The organism is Clostridium sp. Marseille-P7770 (assembly GCF_902143525.1).
GTDB lineage: Bacteria > Bacillota > Clostridia > Lachnospirales > Lachnospiraceae > Pilosibacter.
Genome location: NZ_CABFVC010000002.1, coordinates 313,097 through 339,285, shown reverse-complemented (window position 1 = coordinate 339,285; position 26,189 = coordinate 313,097). Strand labels below are relative to the sequence as shown.

At 50.7% G+C, this 26,189-nt stretch carries 27 protein-coding genes; 5 read left to right on the top strand and 22 right to left on the bottom strand.

The features are described from left to right. Window positions 1-35: 35 nt before the first annotated feature. From purN to FN001_RS05245, 15 genes are all read right to left on the bottom strand, one after another. On the bottom strand, window positions 36-629 hold the full coding sequence (purN, locus tag FN001_RS05310; RefSeq protein ID WP_142411061.1) for a phosphoribosylglycinamide formyltransferase: 594 nt from the start codon (window positions 627-629) through the stop codon (window positions 36-38). Then, window positions 623-1,654 carry a phosphoribosylformylglycinamidine cyclo-ligase gene (gene purM, locus FN001_RS05305; protein WP_118298513.1) on the bottom strand — a complete coding sequence of 344 codons (1,032 nt, stop codon included), beginning with the start codon at window positions 1,652-1,654 and terminating at the stop codon, window positions 623-625. Before purM ends, purN begins: the two co-directional genes overlap by 7 nt. 221 nt (window positions 1,655-1,875) lie before the next feature. Further along, complete coding sequence (gene purE / locus FN001_RS05300; protein ID WP_142411060.1) at window positions 1,876-2,394, bottom strand: 5-(carboxyamino)imidazole ribonucleotide mutase; 519 nt, start codon at window positions 2,392-2,394, stop codon at window positions 1,876-1,878. Window positions 2,395-3,026: 632 nt separating this feature from the next. Beyond that, window positions 3,027-5,096 (bottom strand): aminopeptidase, encoded by a 2,070-nt coding sequence (locus FN001_RS05295; protein ID WP_142411059.1) that lies wholly within the window; start codon window positions 5,094-5,096, stop codon window positions 3,027-3,029. Window positions 5,097-5,115: 19 nt separating this feature from the next. After that, window positions 5,116-5,433, bottom strand: a complete 318-nt coding sequence (locus tag FN001_RS05290; protein WP_118529487.1) for a calcium:proton exchanger — start codon at window positions 5,431-5,433, stop codon at window positions 5,116-5,118. After that, window positions 5,414-5,881, bottom strand: coding sequence for a VanZ family protein (locus tag FN001_RS05285; RefSeq protein WP_118298517.1), 468 nt, complete (start codon window positions 5,879-5,881; stop codon window positions 5,414-5,416). Before FN001_RS05285 ends, FN001_RS05290 begins: the two co-directional genes overlap by 20 nt. Window positions 5,882-6,047: 166 nt before the next feature. After that, the gene (locus tag FN001_RS18015; protein ID WP_182426546.1) at window positions 6,048-6,197 is read right to left on the bottom strand and encodes a hypothetical protein; all 150 of its coding nucleotides are present in this window, start codon (window positions 6,195-6,197) and stop codon (window positions 6,048-6,050) included. Window positions 6,198-6,212: 15 nt separating this feature from the next. Then, window positions 6,213-6,887, bottom strand: a complete 675-nt coding sequence (gene pyrE / locus FN001_RS05280; protein ID WP_118298518.1) for an orotate phosphoribosyltransferase — start codon at window positions 6,885-6,887, stop codon at window positions 6,213-6,215. Between the two features lie 112 nt (window positions 6,888-6,999). Then, window positions 7,000-7,902 (bottom strand): dihydroorotate dehydrogenase, encoded by a 903-nt coding sequence (locus FN001_RS05275; RefSeq protein ID WP_142411058.1) that lies wholly within the window; start codon window positions 7,900-7,902, stop codon window positions 7,000-7,002. Beyond that, on the bottom strand, window positions 7,899-8,732 hold the full coding sequence (locus tag FN001_RS05270; protein ID WP_142411057.1) for a dihydroorotate dehydrogenase electron transfer subunit: 834 nt from the start codon (window positions 8,730-8,732) through the stop codon (window positions 7,899-7,901). Before FN001_RS05270 ends, FN001_RS05275 begins: the two co-directional genes overlap by 4 nt. Window positions 8,733-8,867: 135 nt before the next feature. Then, complete coding sequence (gene pyrF / locus FN001_RS05265; RefSeq protein WP_118298521.1) at window positions 8,868-9,785, bottom strand: orotidine-5'-phosphate decarboxylase; 918 nt, start codon at window positions 9,783-9,785, stop codon at window positions 8,868-8,870. Window positions 9,786-10,167: 382 nt separating this feature from the next. Beyond that, a complete protein-coding gene (locus tag FN001_RS05260; protein ID WP_142411056.1) occupies window positions 10,168-10,935 on the bottom strand; it encodes a nitroreductase family protein in 768 nt (255 codons plus the stop codon). 175 nt (window positions 10,936-11,110) lie between these two features. Next, window positions 11,111-12,907 carry an oligoendopeptidase F gene (gene pepF, locus FN001_RS05255; protein ID WP_142411055.1) on the bottom strand — a complete coding sequence of 599 codons (1,797 nt, stop codon included), beginning with the start codon at window positions 12,905-12,907 and terminating at the stop codon, window positions 11,111-11,113. Between the two features lie 28 nt (window positions 12,908-12,935). Then, entirely contained in the window at window positions 12,936-13,610 is a 675-nt protein-coding gene (locus FN001_RS05250) for an LrgB family protein (RefSeq protein WP_118298524.1), read from the bottom strand. A 2-nt stretch (window positions 13,611-13,612) separates the two neighbouring features. After that, on the bottom strand, window positions 13,613-13,972 hold the full coding sequence (locus tag FN001_RS05245) for a CidA/LrgA family protein (RefSeq protein WP_142411054.1): 360 nt from the start codon (window positions 13,970-13,972) through the stop codon (window positions 13,613-13,615). Window positions 13,973-14,334: 362 nt separating this feature from the next. On the opposite strand from FN001_RS05245, the gene FN001_RS18010 reads away from it, so the two are divergent. After that, window positions 14,335-15,195 carry a GNAT family N-acetyltransferase gene (locus FN001_RS18010; protein ID WP_185911847.1) on the top strand — a complete coding sequence of 287 codons (861 nt, stop codon included), beginning with the start codon at window positions 14,335-14,337 and terminating at the stop codon, window positions 15,193-15,195. Between the two features lie 94 nt (window positions 15,196-15,289). Here the strand turns inward: FN001_RS18010 and FN001_RS05235 are convergent, their stop codons facing one another. Beyond that, window positions 15,290-16,021 (bottom strand): GTP pyrophosphokinase, encoded by a 732-nt coding sequence (locus FN001_RS05235; RefSeq protein WP_142411053.1) that lies wholly within the window; start codon window positions 16,019-16,021, stop codon window positions 15,290-15,292. A gap of 255 nt (window positions 16,022-16,276) precedes the next feature. On the opposite strand from FN001_RS05235, the gene FN001_RS05230 reads away from it, so the two are divergent. Then, a complete protein-coding gene (locus FN001_RS05230) occupies window positions 16,277-17,122 on the top strand; it encodes a D-amino acid aminotransferase (RefSeq protein ID WP_142411052.1) in 846 nt (281 codons plus the stop codon). A gap of 119 nt (window positions 17,123-17,241) precedes the next feature. On the opposite strand, the gene FN001_RS05225 is transcribed toward FN001_RS05230, so the two are convergent. Further along, window positions 17,242-17,895, bottom strand: a complete 654-nt coding sequence (locus FN001_RS05225) for an endonuclease III domain-containing protein (RefSeq protein WP_118298529.1) — start codon at window positions 17,893-17,895, stop codon at window positions 17,242-17,244. A gap of 81 nt (window positions 17,896-17,976) precedes the next feature. Further along, window positions 17,977-18,219 carry an acyl carrier protein gene (locus tag FN001_RS05220; protein ID WP_185911846.1) on the bottom strand — a complete coding sequence of 81 codons (243 nt, stop codon included), beginning with the start codon at window positions 18,217-18,219 and terminating at the stop codon, window positions 17,977-17,979. A gap of 406 nt (window positions 18,220-18,625) precedes the next feature. Between FN001_RS05220 and FN001_RS05215 the strand changes: the two genes are divergently transcribed. Next, on the top strand, window positions 18,626-19,318 hold the full coding sequence (locus FN001_RS05215) for an iron-sulfur cluster assembly scaffold protein (protein WP_118298532.1): 693 nt from the start codon (window positions 18,626-18,628) through the stop codon (window positions 19,316-19,318). Window positions 19,319-19,337: 19 nt separating this feature from the next. Then, window positions 19,338-20,357 (top strand): GGGtGRT protein, encoded by a 1,020-nt coding sequence (locus FN001_RS05210; RefSeq protein WP_142411050.1) that lies wholly within the window; start codon window positions 19,338-19,340, stop codon window positions 20,355-20,357. Window positions 20,358-20,624: 267 nt separating this feature from the next. Here FN001_RS05210 and FN001_RS05205 read toward each other — a convergent pair whose 3' ends face one another. The 4 genes from FN001_RS05205 to FN001_RS05190 all read right to left on the bottom strand — a co-directional run bounded on the left by FN001_RS05205 (window position 20,625) and on the right by FN001_RS05190 (window position 25,262). After that, complete coding sequence (locus tag FN001_RS05205) at window positions 20,625-22,007, bottom strand: MATE family efflux transporter (protein ID WP_142411049.1); 1,383 nt, start codon at window positions 22,005-22,007, stop codon at window positions 20,625-20,627. 186 nt (window positions 22,008-22,193) lie between these two features. After that, window positions 22,194-23,588 carry an NADPH-dependent glutamate synthase gene (gene gltA, locus FN001_RS05200; RefSeq protein ID WP_142411048.1) on the bottom strand — a complete coding sequence of 465 codons (1,395 nt, stop codon included), beginning with the start codon at window positions 23,586-23,588 and terminating at the stop codon, window positions 22,194-22,196. A 22-nt stretch (window positions 23,589-23,610) separates the two neighbouring features. Further along, on the bottom strand, window positions 23,611-24,498 hold the full coding sequence (locus tag FN001_RS05195; RefSeq protein WP_142411047.1) for a sulfide/dihydroorotate dehydrogenase-like FAD/NAD-binding protein: 888 nt from the start codon (window positions 24,496-24,498) through the stop codon (window positions 23,611-23,613). 230 nt (window positions 24,499-24,728) lie between these two features. After that, window positions 24,729-25,262, bottom strand: coding sequence for a dihydrofolate reductase (locus tag FN001_RS05190; protein ID WP_142411046.1), 534 nt, complete (start codon window positions 25,260-25,262; stop codon window positions 24,729-24,731). A gap of 276 nt (window positions 25,263-25,538) precedes the next feature. Here FN001_RS05190 and FN001_RS05185 point away from each other — a divergent pair, with 276 nt between their 5' ends. After that, on the top strand, window positions 25,539-26,159 hold the full coding sequence (locus tag FN001_RS05185) for a hypothetical protein (RefSeq protein WP_118298539.1): 621 nt from the start codon (window positions 25,539-25,541) through the stop codon (window positions 26,157-26,159). Window positions 26,160-26,189 lie beyond the last annotated feature (30 nt).

Sequence of the window (26,189 nt, the reverse complement as noted above, 5' to 3'; positions counted from 1 at the left end):
CATGTAAAAATACATATCAGCCAGGACAGATACGATCAGATCTCGTGGTTCGCGATCATGTCGATCGCCTTCGGAAGGATCTTCCACTCCGCCTGCTCCATGACACGGCGCTGAAGAACCTCCGGCGTATCGCCTTTTTCCACTTCAACCGCTTTCTGCAGGATGATCGGACCGGAATCCATTCCCTCATCCACAAAATGCACCGTCGCACCGGTGATCTTCACGCCTCTCGCAAGCGCAGCCTCGTGGACCTTCAATCCGTAAAAGCCGACACCGCAGAAGGACGGGATCAGGGACGGATGGATATTGATGATCTTATTTCTGTATTTTTCGATCATAGCCGCCGGGATCTTTACCAGGTATCCGGCCAGCACGATCAGATCCAGCTGGTAGGAATCGATCTTCGCGACAAGCGCCTCATTAAATTCCTCTCTGGACGCAAACTCCTTCGGGGACAGGCATTCTGCCGGGATCCCGTGCTTTTTCGCGCGCTCTAAGGCAAATGCACCCGCATTGTTGCTGATCACGACCTCCACCTTCGCATTGCGGATCGTACCCGCATCGATCGCATCGAGGATCGCCTGAAGATTTGTTCCTCCTCCGGAAACGAGAACGCCGACTCTTAACATAAGGTCACTCCCTTTTCTCCTGCCTCGATGGAACCGATGATATACGGGGTATCTCCCGCTGCCTTCATGGCTGCCATCGCCGCACGGACGTCCTCCTCAGCGACTGCAACGACCATACCGATTCCCATATTGAACGTGTTGTACATGATCTTCTCATCGATCTCACCCTTCTGCTGCATCATTGGGAAGATCGGCGGGATCAGATAGCTGTCCTTGTGGATCACCGCGCGGACGCCATCCTTTAACATACGCGGAACATTCTCATAGAAACCGCCGCCTGTGATATGGCTGCACGCCTTGATCGTAACACCTGCATTCTTTACGTTCTTTAAAGCCTTTACATAGATCCTTGTCGGAGCAAGAAGCGTCTCGCCGAGAGTCTTTCCAAGCTCATCATAATAGGTATTTAAGCCCTCTTTTGTCATTTCTTTCTCAAAAACCTTGCGGACAAGGGAAAAACCGTTGGAATGAACACCCGTGGAAGCCATTCCGATCAGGACATCACCCGGCTGGAGATTCTCACCTGTGATCATCTCCTTCTTATCGCAGACGCCAACCGCAAAACCGGCAAGATCATACTCATCCTCAGCCATCAGACCCGGATGCTCCGCAGTCTCACCACCGATCAGAGCAGCTTCGGACTGGAGACAGCCGTCCGCAACACCCTTGACGATATCCGCGATCTTCTCCGGATAGTTCTTGCCGCATGCAATATAGTCCAGGAAGAATAACGGCTCGCCGCCCGCACATGCGATATCATTCACACACATCGCAACTGCATCGATACCGATCGTGTCATGCTTGTCCATGATCATCGCAAGCTTTACCTTCGTTCCGCATCCATCCGTACCGGAAAGAAGAACCGGCTCCTCCATATCCTTGATCTTTGCAAGAGAAAAAGCACCGGAAAATCCTCCAAGACCACCTAAAACTTCCTCACGCATCGTCTTCTTCACATGCTCTTTCATCAGCTCCACAGACTTGTAACCAGCCTCAATATCAACTCCGGCTTTCTTGTAATCCATATGTATTCCCGGCTATCGCAGACATCCAGAAGATGTATGATAGCTTTTCCTTTCCTTAATTTTTCTATATCAGATGATATCGTGTGCAAAATTTTTTGCCCCATGATACCGTATTGTTCCACACTTCGTGCTCTTGCAATTTCCTAAAACAGCCATACTCTGCTCATTTTCCTACGCAAAACGGCTGCTTATTCATGGTTTGGGATGGTGGTATCATCCGATCACTTCTTCATGGAAGCAAGATACTCCTTATATCCGATCTTGTCGAGCTTCTCCGCCTTACTCTCCACTTCCGTCTTCATCTTCTCAGAATAAGCCTTTAACTTTTCAAGGAGATCCGCATCCGAAGCCGCAAGGATCTTTGCAGCAAGAATACCGGCATTCTTTCCGCCGTTGATCGCTACCGTTGCAACCGGGATCCCGGACGGCATCTGCACGATCGAATAGAGGGAATCCACCCCGCCAAGGTCAGAAGTCTTCATCGGGATTCCGATAACCGGAAGCGGGAAGATCGCTGCACACATTCCCGGAAGATGAGCCGCCTTACCTGCACCGGCAATGATCACCTTCATGCCCCTGCTCTCAGCACTCTTCGCATACTCAAAGAAAGTATCAGGCTCCCTGTGTGCGGAAATGATCGTCATCTCAAAATCAATCCCAAACTGTTCCAGTACCTCGGCAGCCTGCGCCATGATCGGCATATCAGAGTCACTGCCCATTACAATTCCAACTTTTGCCATTGTCTTTTCTCCTTATGAGTGTAACAAATATTGATAAGTTTCACTAATATATAGCATTTGAATAACAATAATTCCTTATCAATCATAATACAAGGTTTTTCCATGCACGTCAAGTGGGAATCGTAGATTTTGCCACATCCCCGCGATGAGCATACATCTGCCGCATCTCTCAGCGATGCGCCCCGCGCGAGTGCAATCTCTGCCACATCCCAGCGGTGAGCTTCCGGGCTGGAGTGCCTTGATCCGGGATCCGCTTTCTCTTCCCCCACAGGTGACTTCATCTGAAAAAGCTGCATCACCCCAGCGATGCGCCCCGCGCGAGCGCAATCTCTGCCACATCCCAGCGGTGAGCTTCCGGGCTGGAGTGCCTTGATCCGGGGATCTGGCTTCCTCTTAGCCCGCGGGTGACTGCGTTGAAAACAAGACGACACTTGTCTGAGCGCAGCGAGTTGTGTCGTCTTGTTTTCGCCCTTAGCAGTCACCTGCAGGCTTAGAGGAACCATCCCCGCATCCCTGTGCACTCCAGCCCGGAAGCTCACCGCGTACCCTCGCCAATACACAAAAAAAGATGCCCCCGAACATGCAGCTCACCTGCACCTCCAAAGGCACCCATTTCAACTCAAAAAGCGATCTTACTCCTCCCCCAGCGGCCTGTTCAACTCCTCCAGACCCGCCAGCACAAATCTCCCATCAAGGATCAGATCCACCTTCGTCCCATCCTCACGCACAGCCGAAATCCTCTCCAGCTCCTTATATGGGATCGTAATATCCGTATGCACTCCGAAATACGCCTTCGAGATATCTTCCTTCCGCAAGATCGAAACCTCATTGTCCCGCGCGATCATCTCTTTCCCATCCGGATTATACATCGGACTGTCCTCCGACCAGCTGTAACAAGTATCACCGACCGCAAAATGCGGTCCCATCTTCTCCACGATCAGGATCGGCAGCCGGTCCAGGATCCCGAACTTCTCCGCCATCGCATACGCCGTCGTGTTCGTTCCGATCGCAAACTCGCCGAGCGGCAGGATCTCATGTCCATTCATGATCCCCTGCACGATCAGGCGGTGTCCCGCCTCTTTATCGATCTCTCCATTTTCCGCAAAGTTGTCGCAGACTGCAGAAACCACACGTCCGTCTTTGAACTCCATCAGAAGATTCCGGTACTGGATATCTCCGATATAGACCGTTCCCACATTTAAGATTCCGTTCGTCCCCGCAAGCTTCGGTGAAGTGAACACCTCACCGAGGGGAATATTCACATCGGCCACGCAGTTCTCAAACTTCGTCTGCTTTTCCGGATCAGAAAGGGCCGCCAGACGTACCTGCATGTTCGTCCGGTTCTCACCTTTTCCGATCACTTCCACATACTCTGCTGTATCGAGCACATCGATGATCTTCTGCTGCATATCGCGGTAAAGCTCGTAGTCCAAAGTGTTGATTCGGATCGTCTCTTTAAATATTTCCGTGAAGTGTTCCCCAATCGCCGGAACCGGGAACGCAATGATCGTGAAGCTCGTCTCATCTCCCGGAATATACTCGTTCACGACCGGCATGGAAAGATTCCGGTACTCCAGATAAAGATTCTGCTGTTTCTCCGTAAACGCCCACGCCTCCGGCTTGTTCACCGGCTCAAATCCCGGCTCACCGAACGTCTCGATGACCGCCGGTCCCGCATAGACAGCCGCCTCCTTCTTATACTGTTCATACGCCGTCTTCAAAACGCCGATCTTCCGGTCACGGAACGCCTTGTCCATATAGACCGCGCTGTCATACCGGTGATCATAGTCGTACTGTCTGTTCGGGGAAGACGATGTATAGCCGCCGCGCCCCGCCGGATTCCGGTTGATGCTGCCGACCGCACCTCGCGGGAAGATCACAGAAAGACCTGCTGCCTCGAAATTCTTCACCGCCTGGCGAACCATACGCTCCATTCCGACCGGATACCGGATTGCCGCCGTTTTCTTCTTTGCGAGATCACGTCCCATGACCTCAAACCCGCGGATATATCCGTCTGTATAGGTATCCGCCATCTTCCTGACCTCTTCCTCCGGCAGGCTGTTTAAGAACGCCGCCATCTTTTCCTCCTCCGGGGAGATATACTCGCCGAAGCGGTACAGGTAAGAAAGATCCGAGAGATCACTCTCCATGATGATCTTCTTCGCAAAATCAAGCGTCGGATCGACACCTTCCCGCACACGGTAAGTCAATGTCACATCACAGTAATCGCTCGCACTCCAGTAGAGGACGTCCTTGATCTCCTTCGCCGCCGGAAGCGCCTCGCCCTCAAACAGGTTGTAGATCTCGATCAGCGCCTCGTTTCCGATCACGAGATCGAGAACACGCCCCTCAAATGCATAGACGATGTCCGCACGGATCTCCGCATAGAGATAAGAAAGAAGCTTTCCATACTCCTCTCCGAGCGTCTGCACAGCATAAGCCGGATTCGCATAACTTGTCTCATAAGCTCCCGGGAGAACGTCCGCATAGAGCTTCTGATTTAAGGCTCTCCCCTCTTCCAGAGTCATCTTGTCAAGACTTCCGTCTTTCTTTGCCTTCAGGACTTCGCCGCACTGAATGATGAGCTCCGTCACCTTTTTAAAATAATCCCGGTAAACTTCCGGTACTGTCTCTTCCGTCAGAAAATCCCGGATCCGCGCCATGGAAAGGTCATAGCGCTCTCTGATCAGATCTTGTTCCATGTCTCATGCCTCCATTTCATTACAGAGCAAATACGATCATCAGTGCCCACACGAGCAGCAGGATCCCCGCCGCCGCGAGACAGATCTTCGCCAGAATGTAATTTTTCTCCTTCTCCATCATCGCGAAGATCCCGTAGACCACCGATGATACCGCAGTGATAATACTGCAAAAACCCAGAGCTGCTGCCGCAAGCGGCGCATTCCCCTGGGTGTGATAGGAAAAACCGATGGCAGCGGCGTAAAAAAGAAGCGCCGCCGCCACAAGTCCCGCCGCCACAAAACTGTTTTTTGCCAGCGGCTTTTTTATATACGATACTTTATTTCCGATTCGTTCCACTGTATCTCTCCCACACGCCTTTCGCAAGGGCAAAAATAATATACCCGACAAAACCGCCGATGGTATTCAAGAGCAGATCATCCACATCGAAACTTCCAACCTTGCCGACGAGCTGCATCGTTTCCACGGTGAGACTCATGGCAAAGCTTAAGATCACGGTGATATACCAGTGTCTCGTCCGCTCCCAGATGACCGGCAAAAAAAAGCCAAACGGCATAAACGCCAGCACGTTGCCGAAAATATTTAAAAATACCGCGCGCCAGCCAAGAATGTCCCTGTATAAAATAAAACGCCGAATCTCTTTAAAAAGGGTCAGGTTGTAGGAATATTCGGCCCTCGCATCGGGACTGCGCCCCATCTCTTCGGCGAAAAACAGGAAATATGTCAGCAGAACCAGATACAGGACGAAAAAGACCGCCCCAAGAATCCGATGTCTGTGTTTTTTCATCTTCAAACTTCTCCATTTTTATTTTCTCCCGTTCCCGTGCGGGTGCTTTCCCGCATTCTTTTTGCATTTCTTGCAGAACCGGACCTTACGGGAGAAAAGCAGGAAAGGAGATGCCGCCATTTCAGCCGCATCTCCCGCTGCATCATCTTTCCCTGAAATCAATTTTTTAGAAAGTAATATCTGATTTTCTCTTAAGAAGCAGTGCGCCGTTCACGATCGCGATGATCCCGGCAGCAAGTCCGACAGATGCAACGATGATTCCGACCGCGATGCTCGCTGCGCCTGTGTTTCTCATGGTCTTATAAATCTTTTCCATAGAACCGCTCCTTTATTATTTTACACCATACTGCTCATAGTATGCGTCGATCGCTGCTTTTAATGTATCGTCGATGATCACTTTTCCCTTGTACTCCTTATTGTAAAGGTGCTCAACGACTTCCTTCATGGTTACGATCGCTGTTGTGCGGAAACCGTATTTCTCCTGGATCTCTGTGAGTGCGGATTTCTCGCCTTTTCCTCTCTCGCAGCGGTCAACAGAGACAACAAGACCGAGAACATCGACATCGCCCTGTGCCTTGATGATCGGAAGAGTCTCCTCGATGGAAGTACCTGCTGTTGTTACATCCTCGATGATCACAACCTTGTCACCGTCAGCGATCGGGCTGCCAAGAAGGATTCCCTTGTCGCCGTGATCTTTTACTTCTTTTCTGTTGGAGCAGTATTTGATGTCTGCGCCGAAGTGCTCGTTGATCGCCATGCTGGTCGCAACAGTCAGCGGGATTCCCTTGTAAGCCGGTCCGAAGAGAACATCGAAGTCTGTTCCGAATGTGTCATTGATCGCTTTCGCATAGTACTCGCCGAGCTTGCGAAGCTGAGCGCCTGTGCGATAGAATCCTGTGTTTACGAAGAACGGGGTCTTTCTTCCGCTCTTTGTCACGAAGTCTCCAAATTTTAATACGCCGCAATCAACCATGAATTCGATAAATTCCTGCTTGTACTTTTCCATTTTTCATCCATTCCTTTCAAGATAATATACTGTTTCGCAGATTTCCGATATCGTTATCTGCCGGCTTTTTGTCAGATGGCGTCCCTGCCGTGCAGGAATGCGATCCTTATGTTCAGTGTACGGCGCCGATCAGCTCGTGGATGTCCTCCACGCCGTACTTCTTCATATATGCCTCAATTCCCTCGATCACCTGGATCGTTGTATCCGGGTTGATGAAGTTCGCGGTTCCGACGGACACGGCTGTCGCGCCCGCGAGGATGAACTCCAGCGCGTCCTCAGCTGTCATGATGCCGCCCATTCCGATTACCGGGATCTTTACTGCGTTCGCAACCTGATATACCATGCGGACAGCGACCGGTTTGATCGCCGGACCGGACATACCGCCGGTCTTGTTTGCCAGCGCGAAGGTCCGCTTATTGATGTCGATCTTCATACCCGTGATCGTATTGATCAGGGATACCACGTCCGCTCCGCCTGCCTCAACGGCTCTCGCCATCTCCGCGATGTCGGTCACGTTCGGGGAAAGTTTCATGATCACCGGCTGCTTTGCAACCTTTTTGACTGCCTTTGTGATCTGCTCTGCACATTTCGGATCCTGACCGAACGCGATCCCGCCTTCCTTTACATTCGGGCAGGAGATGTTGATCTCGAGCATGTCCACGTCGGCTTCCGCAAGGCGCTCCACAACGTCCACATAGTCGCTCTCGGACTTTCCGCAGACATTGACGATGATCTTTGTATCATGCTGTCTTAAGAACGGAACATCGCGCTTCATGAAAACATCAACGCCCGGTCCCTGAAGACCGATCGCATTTAACATTCCGCCGTAAACTTCCGTCACACGCGGAGTCGGATTTCCCGGCCACGGAACATTTGCGATTCCCTTTGTCACAACAGCTCCGAGACGGTCAAGGTCGATCATCTCGCCGTATTCCATACCGGAACCAAAGGTACCGGAACAGGTCATCACCGGGTTCTTTAACTCCACACCGGCCAGTGTTACTTTTGTATTCATGCCTGTTCCTCCTTTTTGATCATGATGCCGGAGGCGATGCGCTCGCGCTGCTCGTCCGGAGTCAGGAGCTCTACCTCTTCGGCGCGGAAGACCGGACCGTCCTTGCAGATCCTCTTGTTTCTCACGTTGCTGTGCTCATCGATGTCTTTGCTGTGGCATACGCAGCCAAGACAGGCACCGATCCCGCACGCCATCTTCTCTTCCAGGGAAATGTAACACTCGATCCCGTTCTCCATCGCATAGGCTTTCAGTGCCTTTAACATCGGAGTCGGTCCGCATGCGTAGATGATATCCGCGGTGAGCTTCTCCGCGCGGATCGCATCGATGACATTTCCTTTTGTTCCGACGCTTCCGTCCTCCGTTGCGATCACAACATCAGCATATTTGCGAAGCTCGTCCGCAAGGAAGGTCTCCTGATCTCTGTAACCGATGACTGCTGTCTTTTCGCAGTCCAGGTTCTTCGCGAGTTCCAGCATCGGCGGGATTCCGATCCCTCCGCCGATCAGGAATGCCTTTTTCTTCTTTAAAGGGAATCCATTTCCCAACGGCCCCATAATATCCAGGGTATCGCCTGCCTTGCATTCGGAAAACTCCTTTGTGCCGGCTCCCGCGATGCGGTAAACGATCCGAAGTCTTCCATTCTCCTTGTCCGCCTCACAGATACTGATCGGACGCGGAAGAAGTTTTGACGGGTCATTTGTGTAAACAGCGATAAACTGTCCCGGAACAGCCGCTTCTGCCATCTCCGGTGCGTCAAGCCACATGCTGTAGATCCCCTCCGCCAGCTTCTCCTGGCTGTAGATCACAGCGTTTACTTTTTTCTGTGCCATGGTTCCCTCCTTATTACAACACATCAGCCACGGACGAATGGCCATGGCTGATGATTATTTTTTCAATGTGGATCATTCCGCAGTTGTACAGCTTTTATGGTTACAATACTTTTCTGAACAATTGCGTTTTTTCATTTATAATACAGAATTGATATCTGCGATCATGTCGATAACGGCCTGTCTGGATGCCTCTGCAAAGTGCTCCGGACCGAATTTCGCATATTTCTCCTGCTTATAAGCTGCGATGATACCACGGGAGGAGTTTACGACAGCTCCGAGTCCATCTTCGTTAAAGCAGTGCATTAAGTCTTTCGCAGTACCGCCCTGTGCACCGTAACCCGGTACCAGGAAATAAGTCTTCGGCATGAGCTTTCTTAAGATCTTGCTCATCTCCGGATAAGTAGCGCCGACAACCGCACCGACGTTGCTGTAATCGCCGTCCATGCTCGCTTCGCCCCACTCAACGACCTTCTCAGCGACTAACTCATAGAGAGGTCTTCCGTCTACAAGACGGTCCTGGAACTCACCGCTGGACGGGTTGGAGGTTTTAACGAGAACAAAAAGTCCTCTGTCTTCATCGTTGCAGACATTGACAAACGGTTTGATGCCGTCTGTTCCGAGGTACGGATTTACGGTAATGAAGTCTGTATTGAAGCCACGGCATACGTTGCTTCCGACTTTTACGCTTCCGATATGTCCAACTGCATACGCGGAGGAAGTGGATCCGATATCGCCTCTCTTGACATCGCCGATCACAAGGAGTCCCTTGTTCTGGCAATACTCGATCGTGCGGGCATATATTTTAAGACCCTCAATGCCAAACTGCTCATACATTGCAATCTGCGGTTTCACTGAGGGAATCAAATCATAAGTGTTATCGATAATTTCTTTATTAAACTGCCATACAGCCTCGGCAGCGCCTTCCATGGTCTCGCCGAAGTCCTTGAATGCTCTCTGTACAATATGGTTCGGGATATAACCTAACATAGGGTCAAGACCGACGCAGATCGGTGCCTTTGTCTTCTGAATCTTCTGTATGAGCTGACTGATCATAGTTTCCTCCTCCGATGTAGTTACGTTTCTAAAACACCTTATTCTTACCAATTTTAGCATAAGAGTTTTTCTGTTTCAAGTAAAAATATAGGTTCTGAAAAAATTTCCGCATTTTGCAAAGATTTTTCAAATATTGTGACAGAAGTCTTTTTCTGCATCGTTATGATGTTCAATTCATCTGCTAAACAAAATGGAATGTGCCTCGGCACATTCTCGCGCCGAGCGCGGTCGCCTGCGACAACCTTCATCTTCGCGCGAGTGCGCATCTTAGGCACGCAGTGCCTTTTTGTATAGCTGGAAGTTCCATCGGAATTTCCTGCTATACAAAAAGAACGGCACCTGGTACCCACGCCAGCTGCCGTTCTCTGTTTTTATACTTTTATCAACTGTGGAACACGATCGTACAGACGTATTCCCCGTTCTTGTAATCTTTCTTCGCGAACTGGTCTTCCACCTGGGTCTCCATGTTCATCCAGAGCTCCTCGGCGGCCAGCATGATGTGGGAGAGCATGATGCCGATGTTGAATTCCTTAAAGGCGCGCTTTTCTTTTCCGGAAAACGGGAGTGTTTTTTTCGCAAAGATATAGATCCGGTCCGAATAGACGACAAAGCGCCATGGCTGGGAATTGAATGAGGACGGAGCGAGTCTCGCGGCACGCAGGATCGCCTTCACCTGCTCCCCCGGTTCGTCCTTGAACGCGCAGAGCGCCGCAAGGGAAGCGCGGTGAGCCAGGGAGGAATCGCGGGACGGGCGTCCCGCAGCCCGTCCGAACGCGATCACGAGGAAACGTTTCAGACCGTCTTTTTTCTCCTCTCCGGCCTTCGTCGCCCCGAGATAACAGGTTCCGAGTTCCTTTGATGTGAGGTAAAGGACTGCCTGTTCAGCCGCATATCCGGCATTCCGCACAGACAGCTGGTCATCCCCGCAGTAGACGGCAAGATAGTACGGCGCCTCGACCTTCCAGAGACCATGGATCTTCTGCTTTCCGTCTGAATTGTCTATGATCTCAAATTTTACCGTTTTCTCCTCATCAAGGAGCGCGATATTCTCCAGATACCGCTCCAGCGCCTCCAGCCGTCCCGGTGCAAGTTTCTCCATCTCATACTCGCGGACCGAACATCTGTTAAAAATCGCCTCATAAATACTCATAACCGCTCGCCTCTTCCCCTCATGCCGGATGATCGATCGCCAGATCCGGCAAAACTGTCAATTCCTTTTTTCCATCCACTCCGGTCCGCTCCTCACCAATTCAGTCCGGAAGACGGTCTGACAAGATCCGCCCCGCAGCTGATCACACGGAATCTTCAGTTCAGAAAATTTCCGTTCATGAAAAGGAACCTTCCAACTCTTTGATGAGTCCTTCAAACACCTTCATCGCCTCATTGACGACATCCGGCTTTTCCATGTCAAGCCCGACTAACTTTAAAAGCTCCACCGGCGTCTTTGAGCATCCGCCCTTTAAGAACCGGAAATAACCTTCTTTTGTCTTTTCGTCCCCAGAAAGGATCCGCCTTGCGATCGCCATCGCCGCGGAAAATCCTGTCGCGTACTGGTAGACATAAAACTGCATGTAGAAGTGTGGGATCCGTTCCCACTCATGATCAATATCCTCATCGATCACAGTCTCTTCTCCATAATACTCCGAATTCAGCTCATGGTAAAGACTGCAGAGCAAATCTTTTGTGAGAGGAGTCCCGCTCCAGGAAAGCCGGTAAGTCTCTGCCTCAAATTCCGCGAACATCGCCTGGCGGAACAGCGTTGTGCGGAACCGCTCGGCGAGCTGGTTGATGAGGTAAAACTTCTCCTTCCTGTCATTCGTCTCATTGATCATGTAATTTAAGACCAGGATCTCATTGCAGGTCGATGCAACCTCCGCCACAAAGATCTTATATCCGGCATACGTGTAGGTCTGGCTGGCATTGGAGTACCAGGAGTGGATCGAATGTCCCATCTCATGCGCCAGGGTGAGGACGGAATCCAGCGTTCCGTCAAAGCTCATCAGCACGTACGGATGCACGCCGTAAACGCAGTTCGAGTAGGCGCCGCTCCGCTTTCCCTCATTTTCATAGACATCGATCCAGCGGTTCCCGAAACCATTCTTTAAGAGGTTTAAATATTCCTCTCCGAGAGGTTTTAATGCCTTCAGGATCAGTTCCTGTGCCTCTTTGTAGGAGTACGTTTTCTCATACTCATCCGTGAGCGGCACGTAGAGATCATACATGTGCAGCTCCGGAAGGTCCAGGCATTTTTTCCGGAATCCCATATACCGGTGCAGCAGTGGGAGCGCATCATGGACTGATTCCAGGAGGTTATCGTAAACACGCTCCGGGATCTCGTTTTCCGCAAGGTACATGGCTCTTGCCGACGGATACTGACGCATTCTTGCATAGAAATTCCCCTGCTTGACATTTCCCTCGTAGGTTGCCGCTATCGTGTTCGCAAACTGGCGGTATCCTTTGTAGAGGGAATGGAAAGCCGCCTCTCTGACACTCCGCTTTTTGCTCTCGATAAGTTTCCCGTATCTCGCGTGGGTCACCTCAACGAGTTCCCCGTTCTCGTCCTCAACCGGGTCAAATTTCAGATCTGCATTATTAAATAAGGAGAATACCGATGACGGAGTATGCGCGATCTCGGAAGCGGACGCTAAGATCGCTTCCTCCTTCTCTGAAAGCATATGCGGCTTTTTCGCGAGCAGACGTTCGATCTGGAGTTTATACGCCATTAACTCATCCATTTTCAGGAATCCGTTCATCGTTTCATCCGGGATCTCCAGGATCTCCGGCTGGGCGAAGGACGAAGCAGCCATTGCTTTTACCGCAAGAGACTGGACTCTGGACACCAGCGCCTGGTTCTCGCTGACGGAGGTATCCTGGTCGCGTTTCTGCATCGCATACGCATAGAGGAGAGAGAGCGTCTCATCCATCGATTCATCAAATTCCAGGTAACTTTTAAGCAGATCTGCCGAACTTCCGAGTTTTCCCCGGTATGTCTCATACCCCGGGATCCGCTCTTCCACTCCGTCCGCGAGCTCTTCAAATTTCTCCGGCGATGCGATCATGTCCTCCAGTTTCCAGGTATCCTGTTCTCTGATCTCTGAACGTTTCTTTACTCTCTCAGCCATGGTTTTCTCTCCTTTTGCACTTTTTATTTTAGAGCAATCCTGACATGATTGGCACTGCAACGACCGTCATAAGGCCTGCTACCGCGATCGACAGGCTGCTCATCGCACCTTCGACCTCGCCGAGCTCCAGCGCCTTTGCGGTTCCGATCGCATGCGCGGAAGTTCCGAGTGCCAGTCCTTTCGCGATCGGTTCCTTGATGCCGACAAGCTTAAACCAGCCATCTGCAACGATATTTCCGAGGATTCCCGTCAGGATGATGCTGACGATCGTCATCGTCACGATCCCGCCGGCTTCCTCCGATACTCCCATTCCGATCGCTGTCGTGATGGACTTCGGAAGCAGGGAAACATAGTGGACATGTTCCAGACGGAAGATCATGGACATCACATAGACGCTGACGACACTTCCGATGACTCCGGCTGTGATCGCTGCCGCGACTGCTGTCAGGTTCTTCTTTAATAATTCTAACTGCTTATACAGTGGAATTGCAAGACAAACCGTTGACGGTGTCAAAAAATAACTGATATAGGATGCACCTGTGTTGTAATCGGTATAGCTGATCCCGGTCGCTTTTAAGAATGCGATCACAAGGATGATCGCGACGAGCAGCGGGTTTAACACTGGCCATCCGAATTTTTTCTTTAACTTCATACCGATCAGGTATGCGAACAGACTGATAAATACTCCAAAGTACAATGACATTTCTATTTCTCCCTCTTTTTCTGTCTCTTGATGATCCACTCTGCCGTCTTGCCGGTGATGGTCATGACGATGAAAGTGGTCACAAAGGTGATGATGAGCATCGGGATCATAATGGCTTTTAACTCTTCGATCTTATCGATGATCCCGACAGCGGCCGGAATAAACATGACCGGCATCAGATCCAGAAGCAGGTTTCCCGTCACTTCCACATCGGAAAGGGAGATCACTTTCGTGCATAAACCGCCGAGAAGAATGAACAGTCCATACACTCCGGCGGGAACCGGCAGCGGAACAAACATATTCAAGAGTTCCCCCACCATCGTGATCCCGAAAATGATCACAATTTCTTTCACGTACTTCATTTTTGTTTTCCTCCTGTTGTCAGATTCTGTCTCTGTTTTCTGCGATCTTCGCAGGCTTGCGGAGAGACAGTATAAAATGGTCCAACCATTTTTGAGACTAGGAACCATTTTATCACCCCTTTTGCATGGCGGCAATAGAAAAAAACACGGAAAATTCCTTGAATTGAAGTATTTTTCTGTATATACTTATCTTCATCTGAACACGATGGCGGCAGTGATTCTATGGTGTGGAATTTGTCTCTCTTCCGCATTTCACTTCTGCATTTTTATCCCCGGCAGATAAAACTCCCGCCGGATCCACATACTTTGTTCCTGAAAGGGAATGTTTTTCACCGATTTTTCCACTTAGTTACAGGAGGTTTATGATGAAATCATACTGCGTCTCTTCTTTAGATTCTTTCCGGAAAGACCAGATCCAAACCATGGTAAATACATGCACAGCTCACGATCACACCTCGCTCTCTTTCCCTTTTAAGGATGCATCCCTGTTTCTTTTTTCTGAATACGACGGGCGCATCGTCTCCGCCATCGCTTTTGTTCCGGTGGACGACCTTCTGTTTGAGTGCTCCGCCTTTACAGATCCGAAATTCCGCGGTCAGGGACTCTTCTCTGCGCTTCTGGATCAGGGGATCCAGGAACTTCCAGAGGATTCCGAACTGCTCTTCTATGTGGATCAGAAAGACCGGAACACCGCCGCTGTCCTTGAGGCGATCGGAGCGGAACAGGACTCTGAGGAACATATGATGGAGCTGCTGCCGGAGGATTTTTCTACTGCTGTCCGGCGAACTGACCATGCGGAATCTGCGGCTGCACCATCCGGCTTTCTCACCGATGTTCAGCTCGAAACTCTGGATATCGACGGGACCCTGACACTCTGTTTTCGATCCGGACATGCCATCGTAAATTTTTCTGTCTTCCCGTCCCACTACTATCTCTACGGTTTTGAAGTGGAAAGATCGCAGCGTGGAAAAGGATACGGAACCTCATTTTTACAGACTGTCCTTGTAGGACTGTTTTCAGACACCGAAAATCTCCTGACGGATCTTTACACCGGTCGGACTGTTTCCGACACCCCGGTCGCGGTTTCATCCCGCACCGGTGCTTCTGGTGATCATAAACGTCCGGTCCTCCTTCAGGTTGCCGGAAATAACACTCCGGCTCTTGCCCTGTACAAAAAAACAGGGTTCCGGATCACCGAAACCCTGTGCTGCTATCTCTATTAAGGACGCATTCGACAAACAGCTTTTTCCTCAGCTTTCTTTTGTCGTCTGCCCGCTCTTCTCTTTTTTGCATCTGCTGCCGGCTGTTCTTTTCGGCCTACGGCAGATCTTTATCAAATTGGAGGGGATTTTCCCTGCTCTCACGATCTTCGATCTTCCGGCGGAGCGCCAGCATTTTAAGGTCTGTCTGTGCGATCACCTCTGCACACTCTTTCAGTTCATCGCTGATCTCACTCGCATCTTCCACATCCTTCTTATACTTCATCTGATGATCCAGACTCGCCCAGAAGTCCATCGCGATCGTCCGGATCTGGACCTCCACGCGCATGTTTTCCTTCCGGTCGGAGAAGAATACCGGAACTTCGATGATTATGTGGTAGCTGCGGTAACCGTTGACCTTCGGACAGCGGATATAGTCTTTTACCATGAGAACGTTGATATCATCCTGTCGCGCCAGCATCTCGGCGACGGTATAGATATCATCCACAAACGAACAGATCACGCGGATCCCCGCCACATCGTAGAGATTTTCCCGCACCGACTCTACGGAGATCGGGAATCCTCTTCTGTGGAGTTTTTCGATGATGCTCTCCGGCTTTTTCACTCTGGATTTGATCATCTGGATCGGGTTTCTCTGATTCCGCACTGCGAGATCGTCGTTCAATACTTCCAATTTCGTCTTCACTTCCCGGATCGCACATGCGTAGCGCATATTTAACTCCCGGAACTGACGTGCCTCATTTAAAAAGCTCTCCGGGATATTGATCGCTCCCGGCGCGTTGACAGCCGACTGGTACAGTTCACCATTTGGGTTCATACTGATGTTCATTGGTAATTTCCTGCACTTTCCTTCATTATTATGCTCACCACCCATTTCTGCACAGGTGGTTTCTTTTCATGATCATTCCTATTATACCGGAAAATATGCCATATTACAACGAAAGATTTCCGAACTTTTTATGAAGTTTCCACAACCCTGTTCACCCCATATTCTTTACAACGCCCGCGTTTCATGCTATGATACCACAAAGGGAACAATCCCTGCCCTTGTGCCGCAACCACTTGAATTCAGGAGGAAATCATTATGAAAACACTTGGATATTACAATGGGAAATTCGGTCCTCTCGAGGAGATGACCGTGCCGATGAATGACCGTGCCTGCTACTTCGGGGACGGTGTATATGAAGCAACACTTGCAAGAAACGGAAAGATCTTCGCCTTAAAAGAACATCTCGACCGCTTTTTCAACAGTGCGGGCCTTCTCAGGATCGAGATTCCTTATACACGCGAAGAACTGACCGCGATCCTCTATGACATGCTCGCGAAGATGGACGACAGCGATATCTTCATCTACTGGCAGATGACCCGCGGAACCGGCATCCGCCAGCACCAGTTCCCAGAAAAAGGCACAAAGCCGAATCTCTGGATCTTTATGAAACCGGGAAAACCGGCAGATTCCAGCAAACGCCTGAAGCTCACCGATGTTGAGGATACCCGGTTCCTTCACTGCAACATCAAGACCTTAAACCTCCTTGTCAACGTCATGGCCGCCGAGAAAGCCGAGTCCATGGGATGCGGGGAATGCGTCTTCCACCGCGGCGATGTTGTCACCGAGTGCGCCCACAGCAATGTCTCCATCATCAAAGACGGGATCTTCAAGACTCACCCGACCGACCACTACATCCTCCCGGGCATCACAAGAATGCACATCATCCAGATCTGCAAAGACAACGGGATCCCGGTCGATGAGACACCGTTCACAATGGCGGAACTCATGGATGCCGATGAGATCATCGTCTCCAGCTCCACAAAATTCTGCTCTCCGGCTTGCGAGATGAACGGAACTCCGATCGGCGGAAAAGCTCCGGAACTCGTAAAGCTGATTCAGGAAAAATACATGGAGAAATTTGAGAACGAGACGACAAACTAGGTCAGAGTTCCTGATTTCCCACTGCACGATCGCAAAAACGAATCCTGATACCAAAAAGGTCAGAATGGACGCTTTTCCATTCTGACCTTTTTATGGATTCATGACAGCTCAAACCTTCCTTACTCGACCCCGTTCTTCTCACAGAACTCCGCCAGACAGCACCTGTCACAGTACGGCTTTGTCCGCGCAGTACAGACAGCCCGTCCATGTTCCACGAGGCGGTGGCAGAAATCATTTCCTTCCTCCGGCGGAATGATCTTCCAGAGCGCCATCTCAACTTTTTTCGGGTCCTTGATCCCGTCCACGAGACCAATCCTGTTTGTCAGGCGGATGCAGTGGGTATCGGTGACGATCGCCGGTTTTCCGAAGACATCACCCATGATGAGATTCGCGCTCTTTCTTCCGACGCCCGGGAGTTTTAAGAGTGCGTCAAAGTCATCCGGCACATTTCCATGATATTGTTCCCAGAGGATCTTCATGCAGGCGCTGATATCGCGCGCCTTGCTCTTCCCGAGTCCGCAGGGACGGACGATCTCCTCGATCTCGTTCACATCCGCTTCCGCCAGCGATTTCACATCCGGGAATTTTTTATAGAGATCCTGAACGACCACATTGACTCTCGCATCCGTGCACTGGGCCGCCAGGCGCACGCTGACCAAAAGCTTCCATGCTTCGTTGTAATCCAGCGTGCAGTCCGCATCCGGATACTCTTTTTTTAATGCCGCGATCACCTTCGCAGCAAGTTCTTTTTTCTCTTCCAGTGTTTTTTCCATATGTATTTTCTCCTGTCCTCCGGTTCTGCTGTACGAGCCGCTTTCCGGTATCCGGCTGCGGCTTCACGCCTTTTTGGCCGGTCACTTTCTCCCGTTTAACTGATCCAGCACATCCTGGACCGTCATATACTCCACATGTTCCGGCATCTCGATCGCAGTGCCGAAACGGTCGTCTACTTCCGATATAAAATATACGATCAGAAAGGAATCGAGACCAAGATCTCCGATCAGAAACGCATCCTTTTTGATCGGCGTATCGACATACGCTTCCAGGATCTCTCCGAGAATTTCCAGTTCTTTTTCTTCCTTCTGTTCGATTTTCATCTTTGCATCCTCATGAAGGTTCATTGATCCACCTCGTTATTTTTTGCATGAGCCGCCGACCGTTTCCCGCACCAGGCAGGATCTGACCGCCGCCCCGATCATATTTCGTTCCTTTTAGTATAACGCTGAAATCCCGGGTTTACAATCTCTTTTCTCTTCTCCTGTATGAACAGGATTTCATTGGTTTGATCCATCGTTTTTCCGCTATATAGAATATGTTCCGCAATAAGAAATTCCATTCTTATTCCTACCCGGGGGGTTCTTTTTTCTGTTGAAATTCCTTCCCAAAACCTGAATATTTTGGAAAAAGGTATGGACGAAACTTCATTTTTGTGAGAAAATGGAACGGGTATGATGTGATTTTTTTAACGAGCATTAAAAACCATATATTGAAAGGAGTCTCAACATGATTTATTCACATGAAGTAGAACAGATGTGCACGGTTGCGCAGGGCGTAAACCATGGCGCAGCTCCGATCCCGGAGGAAGCGAAATGGGTACAGTCCAAGGAAATCAAAGATATTTCCGGTCTGACACACGGTATTGGCTGGTGCGCTCCGCAGCAGGGTGCCTGTAAGCTGACCCTGAATGTAAAGGAAGGTATCATTCAGGAGGCTCTTGTGGAAACCATCGGATGTTCCGGTATGACTCACTCCGCAGCTATGGCAGCAGAGATCCTTCCGGGCAGAACAATTCTTGAAGCATTAAACACAGACCTTGTCTGTGATGCAATCAATACAGCAATGAGAGAGCTCTTCCTCCAGATTGTTTACGGAAGAACCCAGAGTGCATTCTCCGAGGAAGGTCTTCCGATCGGCGCTGGTCTTGAGGATCTCGGTAAAGGTCTTCGTTCCCAGGTTGGTACGATGTACGGTACTTTAAAGAAAGGTCCGCGTTACCTCGAGATGGCAGAAGGTTATGTTACCGGTATCGCTCTTGACGCTGATGACCAGATCATCGGCTACCAGTTCGTAAACCTCGGCAAGATGACCGACTTCATCAAAAAAGGCGACGATCCGACAACTGCTTACGAAAAAGCAAAAGGTCAGTACGGCCGCGTAGCAGATGCAGTGAAGATCATTGACCCGCGTCAGGAATGATTGGAAGGAGAAGAAAACAATGGCATTATTTGAATCCTATGAGAGAAGAATTGACAAGATCAATTCCGTTTTAAACAGCTATGGCATCGCATCCATTGAAGAAGCTGAGAAGATCACAAAGGATGCAGGCCTTAACGTATATGACCAGGTAAAGAAGATCCAGCCGATCTGTTTCGAGAACGCATGCTGGGCTTACACAGTAGGCGCTGCGATCGCGATCAAGAAAGGCTGCCGCCGTGCCGCAGACGCTGCTGCTGCAATCGGTGAAGGTCTTCAGGCTTTCTGTATCCCGGGTTCCGTTGCTGATCAGAGAAAAGTTGGTCTCGGACACGGCAACCTCGGAAAAATGCTCCTGGAAGAGGACACAGACTGCTTCTGCTTCCTCGCAGGTCACGAGTCCTTCGCAGCCGCTGAGGGCGCGATCGGTATCGCTGAGAAAGCAAACAAAGTTCGTAAAAAACCGCTCCGTGTTATCTTAAACGGTCTCGGAAAAGACGCTGCACAGATCATCTCCCGTATCAACGGCTTTACTTATGTTGAGACAAAGATGAACTACTACACAGGCGAAGTTGAGGAAGTTTTCCGCAAATGCTACTCCACAGATCCGGAGAGCCCGCGTGCAAAAGTAAACTGCTACGGTGCTAACGACGTAACAGAGGGCGTTGCAATCATGTGGAAAGAGGGCGTAGACGTTTCCATCACCGGTAACTCCACCAACCCGACCCGTTTCCAGCATCCGGTTGCAGGTACATACAAGAAGGAATGCGTAGAGAAAGGCAAGAAGTACTTCTCCGTAGCATCCGGCGGCGGCACAGGCCGTACCCTTCACCCGGATAACATGGCAGCAGGTCCGGCTTCCTACGGTATGACAGATACCATGGGCCGTATGCACTCTGACGCACAGTTCGCAGGCTCCTCCTCCGTTCCGGCTCACGTTGAGATGATGGGTCTGATCGGTATGGGCAACAACCCGATGGTTGGCGCTACCGTTGCTGTTGCTGTTTCTGTACAGCAGGCTGCTGATGAAGGTAAGTTCTAAAAAAATCAGGCGCTTCCTTGCGAAGCATCATACGAAAAGCCCGGGGATCATAATTCCCCGGGCTTTTCTATTTATGCGAACAACGAACCAAAGTCCGCGCTTGCGCGGGACCTTGGCGACTGTCGCGATAACAAGGGAAAAACTGCGAATCGTGTTTTCACTTGTTGACATCATCAAAAACTTCACGCTCAACCGTATCTTGCAGAAGCTCCGGTTCAGAAATTTCCGTCTTTTTGAAGCAGCAATTGCGCCTCGTCCGGGATTCCTTTACTGCTGCATCTGCACTTCTTCCCTCTGCTTTTCCTTCAGTTCCCTCAAAATTCCAAGAACGATCACCACGCCCAGGACAAATGTCAGCGCATCTGCGACCGGCTGGCATAACTGCAGACCGCGGATCCCGAATGCAGACGGAAGGATGAAGAGCGCCGGGATCAGGAAAAGTCCCTGGCGGCCGGACGCGACAAGTGATGCGCGGAACCCGTACCCGATCGTCTGGGTCATCATGTTGGACATGACGATCCAGGCGGACAGCGGCAGCGTGACGCACTGGAACCGCATCGCCCAGGTCCCGATCTCGATCACATCGAGGTCCTCTTTCCGGAATGCACGCATGATCTGCGGCGCACCGACAAAGCTTCCGACTGCAAGAACTGCCAGAAAGACAACCGAGACCTTCACACAGAACCAGAAGGACTCCAGGACTCTGTCATACCGCTTCGCACCGAAATTGAAGCCGCAGACCGGCTGGAATCCCTGTCCGAATCCGATCATGGCGGAGCCGATGAACATCATATACCTGCTCACGATGGAGAGAGCCGCGATCGCCGCATCCCCGAATGGGTTTGCCGCAAGGTTCAGCGCAGCAGTCGCAATGCTCGCGATGCCCTGACGACAGAGGGACGGGATCCCGCCGTGAAGGATCTCACCGTAGAGGGATAAAGAAAGCGTGATCTTTCCCGGTTTCAGGTGCACACAGTCCTTTCTCAAAAGACTCTGGAAAAACAGGATCCCGAAACTGATGCACTGGCTGAACGCAGTCGCAAGTGCGGCGCCGGAGATCCCGAGATCCAGTCCGAAGATAAAGATCGGGTCCAGGATCATATTTAAGATGCCTCCGGTCGTGATCCCGATCATCGCGTAGACAGCCAGTCCCTGGAAACGGAGCAGGTTATTCATTGCCAGCGACCCTGTCATGACCGGGGCTGCGATCAGGATATACTTTGCATAATCCTTTGCGTAAGGAGCGATCGTATCCGTAGCTCCTAAAAGTCTCACGAGCACATCAAGATTCGGCAGACACACGACCGCGAACAGGAGCCCGATCAGGATCGCGGAATAAAAGCCGGTGGAAGCGATCCGCTCTGCTTTTTCCTCATCCCTGCTTCCGAGAACCCGCGATAGATAGTTTCCGCTTCCCATTCCGAGCGTAAATCCAAGTGCCTGGATCATAGACATCAACGAATAACTCACGCCGACGGCCGCCGATGCACTCGTGCCGATCCGGCTCACGAAAAATGTATCCGCCATGTTGTAGATGGAAGTCACCAGCATGCTGATGATCGTCGGGATCGCCAGGCTCGGGATCAGCCGGGAGATCGGGGTTTCCGTCATTTTTATGTAGCGTTGTTCCTGGGTCATGGGGCTCTTCATGTTCTTTTCCTCCGTTTCGTATGTTACTCTGCAAAAGGTGCGGCTGTCCCATTCTGCCGCCCCGGGGCCAGATAGTATAAAGAGCCGCCTACGGAAGAATCCCCTTCCAACGGCAGCTCTTTCTGTCACGATTTCTCATGCAGATGCCTGCCGGAACGTATCTGCGCTCCGTCAGGCACAACTTTTTTATTCAGCTTTCTTACCGCTCAGATACTCGTGGATTCCGCGCGCTCCTGCTTTTCCTGCCTCCATGGCAAGAATAACGGTAGCAGCACCTGTCACAGCATCTCCGCCTGCAAATACGCCCTCACGGGAAGTCTTTCCGTTCGACTCATCCGCAACGATGCATTTATGCTTGTTGATCTCAAGTCCGCCTGTTGTGGAGGAGATTAACGGGTTCGGGGAAGTACCGAGCGCCATGATGACCGTATCAACATCGATCGTATAATCGGAACCTTCGATCTCGACCGGACGGCGTCTTCCGGATGCATCCGGCTCGCCAAGTTCCATCTTTCTTACGACCATGCCTTTGACCCAGCCCTTTTCATCGGTCAGGATCTCAGTCGGGTTCGTTAAGAGATTGAAGATGATCCCCTCTTCTTTTGCATGGTGAACTTCCTCTGCTCTTGCCGGAAGCTCTGCCTCACTTCTTCTGTATACGATATGAACCTCTGCACCGAGACGGAGAGCCGTTCTCGCTGCGTCCATCGCTACGTTTCCACCGCCGACAACAGCAACTTTCTTACCAGCAGCGATCGGTGTGTCATAATCGTCGCGGAACGCCTTCATAAGGTTGCTTCTTGTCAGGTACTCGTTTGCGGAGAATACGCCGTTTGCGTTCTCGCCCGGGATTCCCATAAATCTCGGAAGACCGGCACCGGAACCGATGAAGACTGCCTTGTAGCCCTCTTCGTCCATCAGCTCGTCAACGGTTACAGACTTGCCGATAATTACGTTTGTCTCGATGTCAACGCCGAGTTTCTTCACGTTCTCGATCTCCGGCTGTACAACGCCCTGTTTCGGAAGACGGAACTCCGGAATTCCGTATGTTAAAACTCCGCCCGGCTCGTGAAGTGCCTCGAAGATCGTTACTTCATAGCCAAGTTTCGCGAGATCGCCTGCACAGGTAAGTCCGGACGGGCCAGAACCGATGACCGCGACCTTGATGCCGTTTGTCTTCTCCGGCTTTTCCGGAACGATCCCGTTCTCTCTGGACCAGTCGGCAACAAAACGTTCAAGTTTACCGATGGAAACAGCCTCGCCCTTGATGCCGCGGACGCACTGGCCTTCACACTGGCTCTCCTGCGGGCACACACGGCCGCAGACAGCCGGGAGTGCGGAAGATTTTCCGATCACCTTTGCAGCCTCAGCATAGTTTCCTTCTTTTACTTCTTTTACAAATGCCGGAATATCGATCTTGACCGGGCATCCCTGAACGCATCTCGCGTTTTTGCAGTTTAAGCATCTGGACGCCTCAGCGACAGCCTCTTCCTCATTATATCCGTAACAGACCTCCTCAAAGTTCGTTGCGCGAACCTTCGGCTCCTGTTCTCTTACCGGGACTTTCTTCATTCCATCCATGTCATTTCCTCCATATCACCGATCAATCGTTGCCGCAGTTTCCGCATCCGCCGTGGTGGGTTTCGCCCTCACGGAGTTTTAAAAGGGCACGGCCTTCTTCTGTCTTGTACATCTGCTGGCGTTTCATTGCCTCATCAAAGTTTACGGCATGTCCGTCAAATTCCGGTCCGTCCACGCAGGCAAATTTTACCTTTCCGTCAACCGTCACACGGCATGCACCGCACATTCCGGTTCCGTCTACCATGATCGGGTTTAAGCTTACGACTGTCGGGATCTCAAGCTCCTTTGTCAGGAGACATACGAATTTCATCATGATCATCGGTCCGATCGCGACACAGACGTCATATTTCTTTCCCTGCTCATTTACGAGTTCTTTGATGACCTCGGTAACCATTCCTTTATGTCCGTAGGAACCGTCATCGGTCGTCACATAGAGGTTTCCGGCAACCGCTTTCATCTCGTCCTCGAGGATCAGGAGATCTTTTGTCTTGGATCCCATGATGACGTCAGCGTCGATCCCATGTTCTTTTAACCATTTTACCTGCGGATATACCGGAGCTGTTCCGACACCGCCCGCAACGAACAGATATTTTTTCTTCTTTAATTCTTCGATGTCTTCTTTTACGAAATCAGACGGGTTTCCGAGCGGTCCGACAACATCACGGAAAGAGTCTCCGGCCTGTAATGTGGACATACGCTCTGTGGACGCACCGACTGTCTGGAATACGATCGTGATCGTCTCCTTCTCGCGGTCATAGTCGCAGATCGTAAGCGGAATACGCTCGCCTTTCTCATCGATCTTTACGATCACAAACTCACCAGGTTTGCAGTTTGCGGAAATTCTCGGAGCTTTTACGACCATCAGATAGATCTTATCCGCAAGCTTTTTTGCCTCTAAAATAGGATACATATCCCATACCTCCTGTTTTCTCAAACATGTTCCGCCGAAAAGACTTTTCCGGCAGCTGAAATCAGATTGCAACACAGAACTTTTCAGATCATTCTCCCGCACTCCATCGGAGCCGGGTCTGCAAAGTCACTGACACACACTGAGTTCAGTGTAACATTTTTTTGTCAGATACGCAACATCGATTCTTCCGGTTTTGCGTTTTTTCTGCATTTCTGTATCACTTTTATGCGTCATAGCAAAGAAGCTGTTTTTTCTCCCAGCGCCAGAGCCTTCTTTCCCGTGCGCTCATACCGCCGGAATTCATAGCAAAGGTCGAAATACGTCTGCTCATCGCTGTCCGCCGTCACTTCCCAGTCCGGATCTTTGTCGAGATCCGGGAACCATGTATCCGCCATGTACTCGTAGTCGATCCATGTGATGTGGGCCGTGTCGCAGTACGGCAGGAACGCCCTGTAGATCTCCGCACCGCCGATAATGTAGATATTCTCCGACGCAAACTGTTTTAAATATTCCATGGCTGAAGAGAGATCATGAAAGATCTCACACCCCTTTGCCCTGTAAGACTCGTCTCTCGTGAGAATGACATTGACTCTCCCCGCTAACGGCTGCCCGCCCGGGAGACTTTCCAGCGTCTTTCTTCCCATGACGATCACTTTTCCTTTTGTCTCCTCACGGAAAAGCTTCTGGTCATCCGGGATCGTCACCAGAAGTTTCCCCTTGTTTCCGATCGCCCAGTGTTTATCCACCGCCGCAATGATATTCATGGCTGTTTCCTCCTTTATATTGATGGCAAAGCCACTCTTCTTTCTTTTTTCCCTATTATAGCGAAAAGACGCCTGAATCGCAAGCTGTCATATCCGCATTCCCGATCTGCCCAGAAGAACAGCCCAAAAAGCATGTGATCCTCCTAAATTTTCATCTTGTATCCTCCCACAAAACCCGTTATAATAGGGAAAGCATCCGGCGCAGGACAGACGGTTGGAAGATCCTTCCGCTACTTTCTCTTCCGCCAGACTTTTTTATGAAGGAGAACACCCATTATGATAAAATTTGAACGCACAAGCGTCATGAATTTCGAGAACGCCATGCGCGGCGCAAGAAACCCGATGAACAGCTGGGCACGCATGGACAGCAGCTACGATGAGGATGGAAATTTCGTCTTCGGTCCGAACGATATCGATCTTGCGAAACGTCTCCGCATGGCCGGAAGCGACCACCGCAAATTCATCCGCCAGATCTTCGTCTCCGTGGACATTACAGCTCCGCTCTACTGGTGGAAGGAATATGATACCTACAAAGTGGCGACCGTCGCAAACTCCACGAGTACCATGCACAAGATCCATTCCAAACCGTTCGACATCGACGATTTCAGCCACGACCATATGACTCCGGACACTCTCGCCTACATGCAGACCGTTGTGGACCGCCTTGAGCAGATCCGCCTGAAATACATGAACGAGGGCAAGAACAAAGAGGACTGGTACGATATGATCCAGCTCCTCCCGTCCAGCTACAACCAGATGCGCACCTGCACGATGAACTATGAGACTCTCGTGAACATCTATCATGCGAGAAAGAATCATAAGCTCACCGAGTGGCACACCTTCTGCGACTGGATCGCATCTCTCCCGTATGCGAAAGAGCTGATCATCGCGGAATAAATAAGTTTGCATAAAAAGACTGTCCGGCGC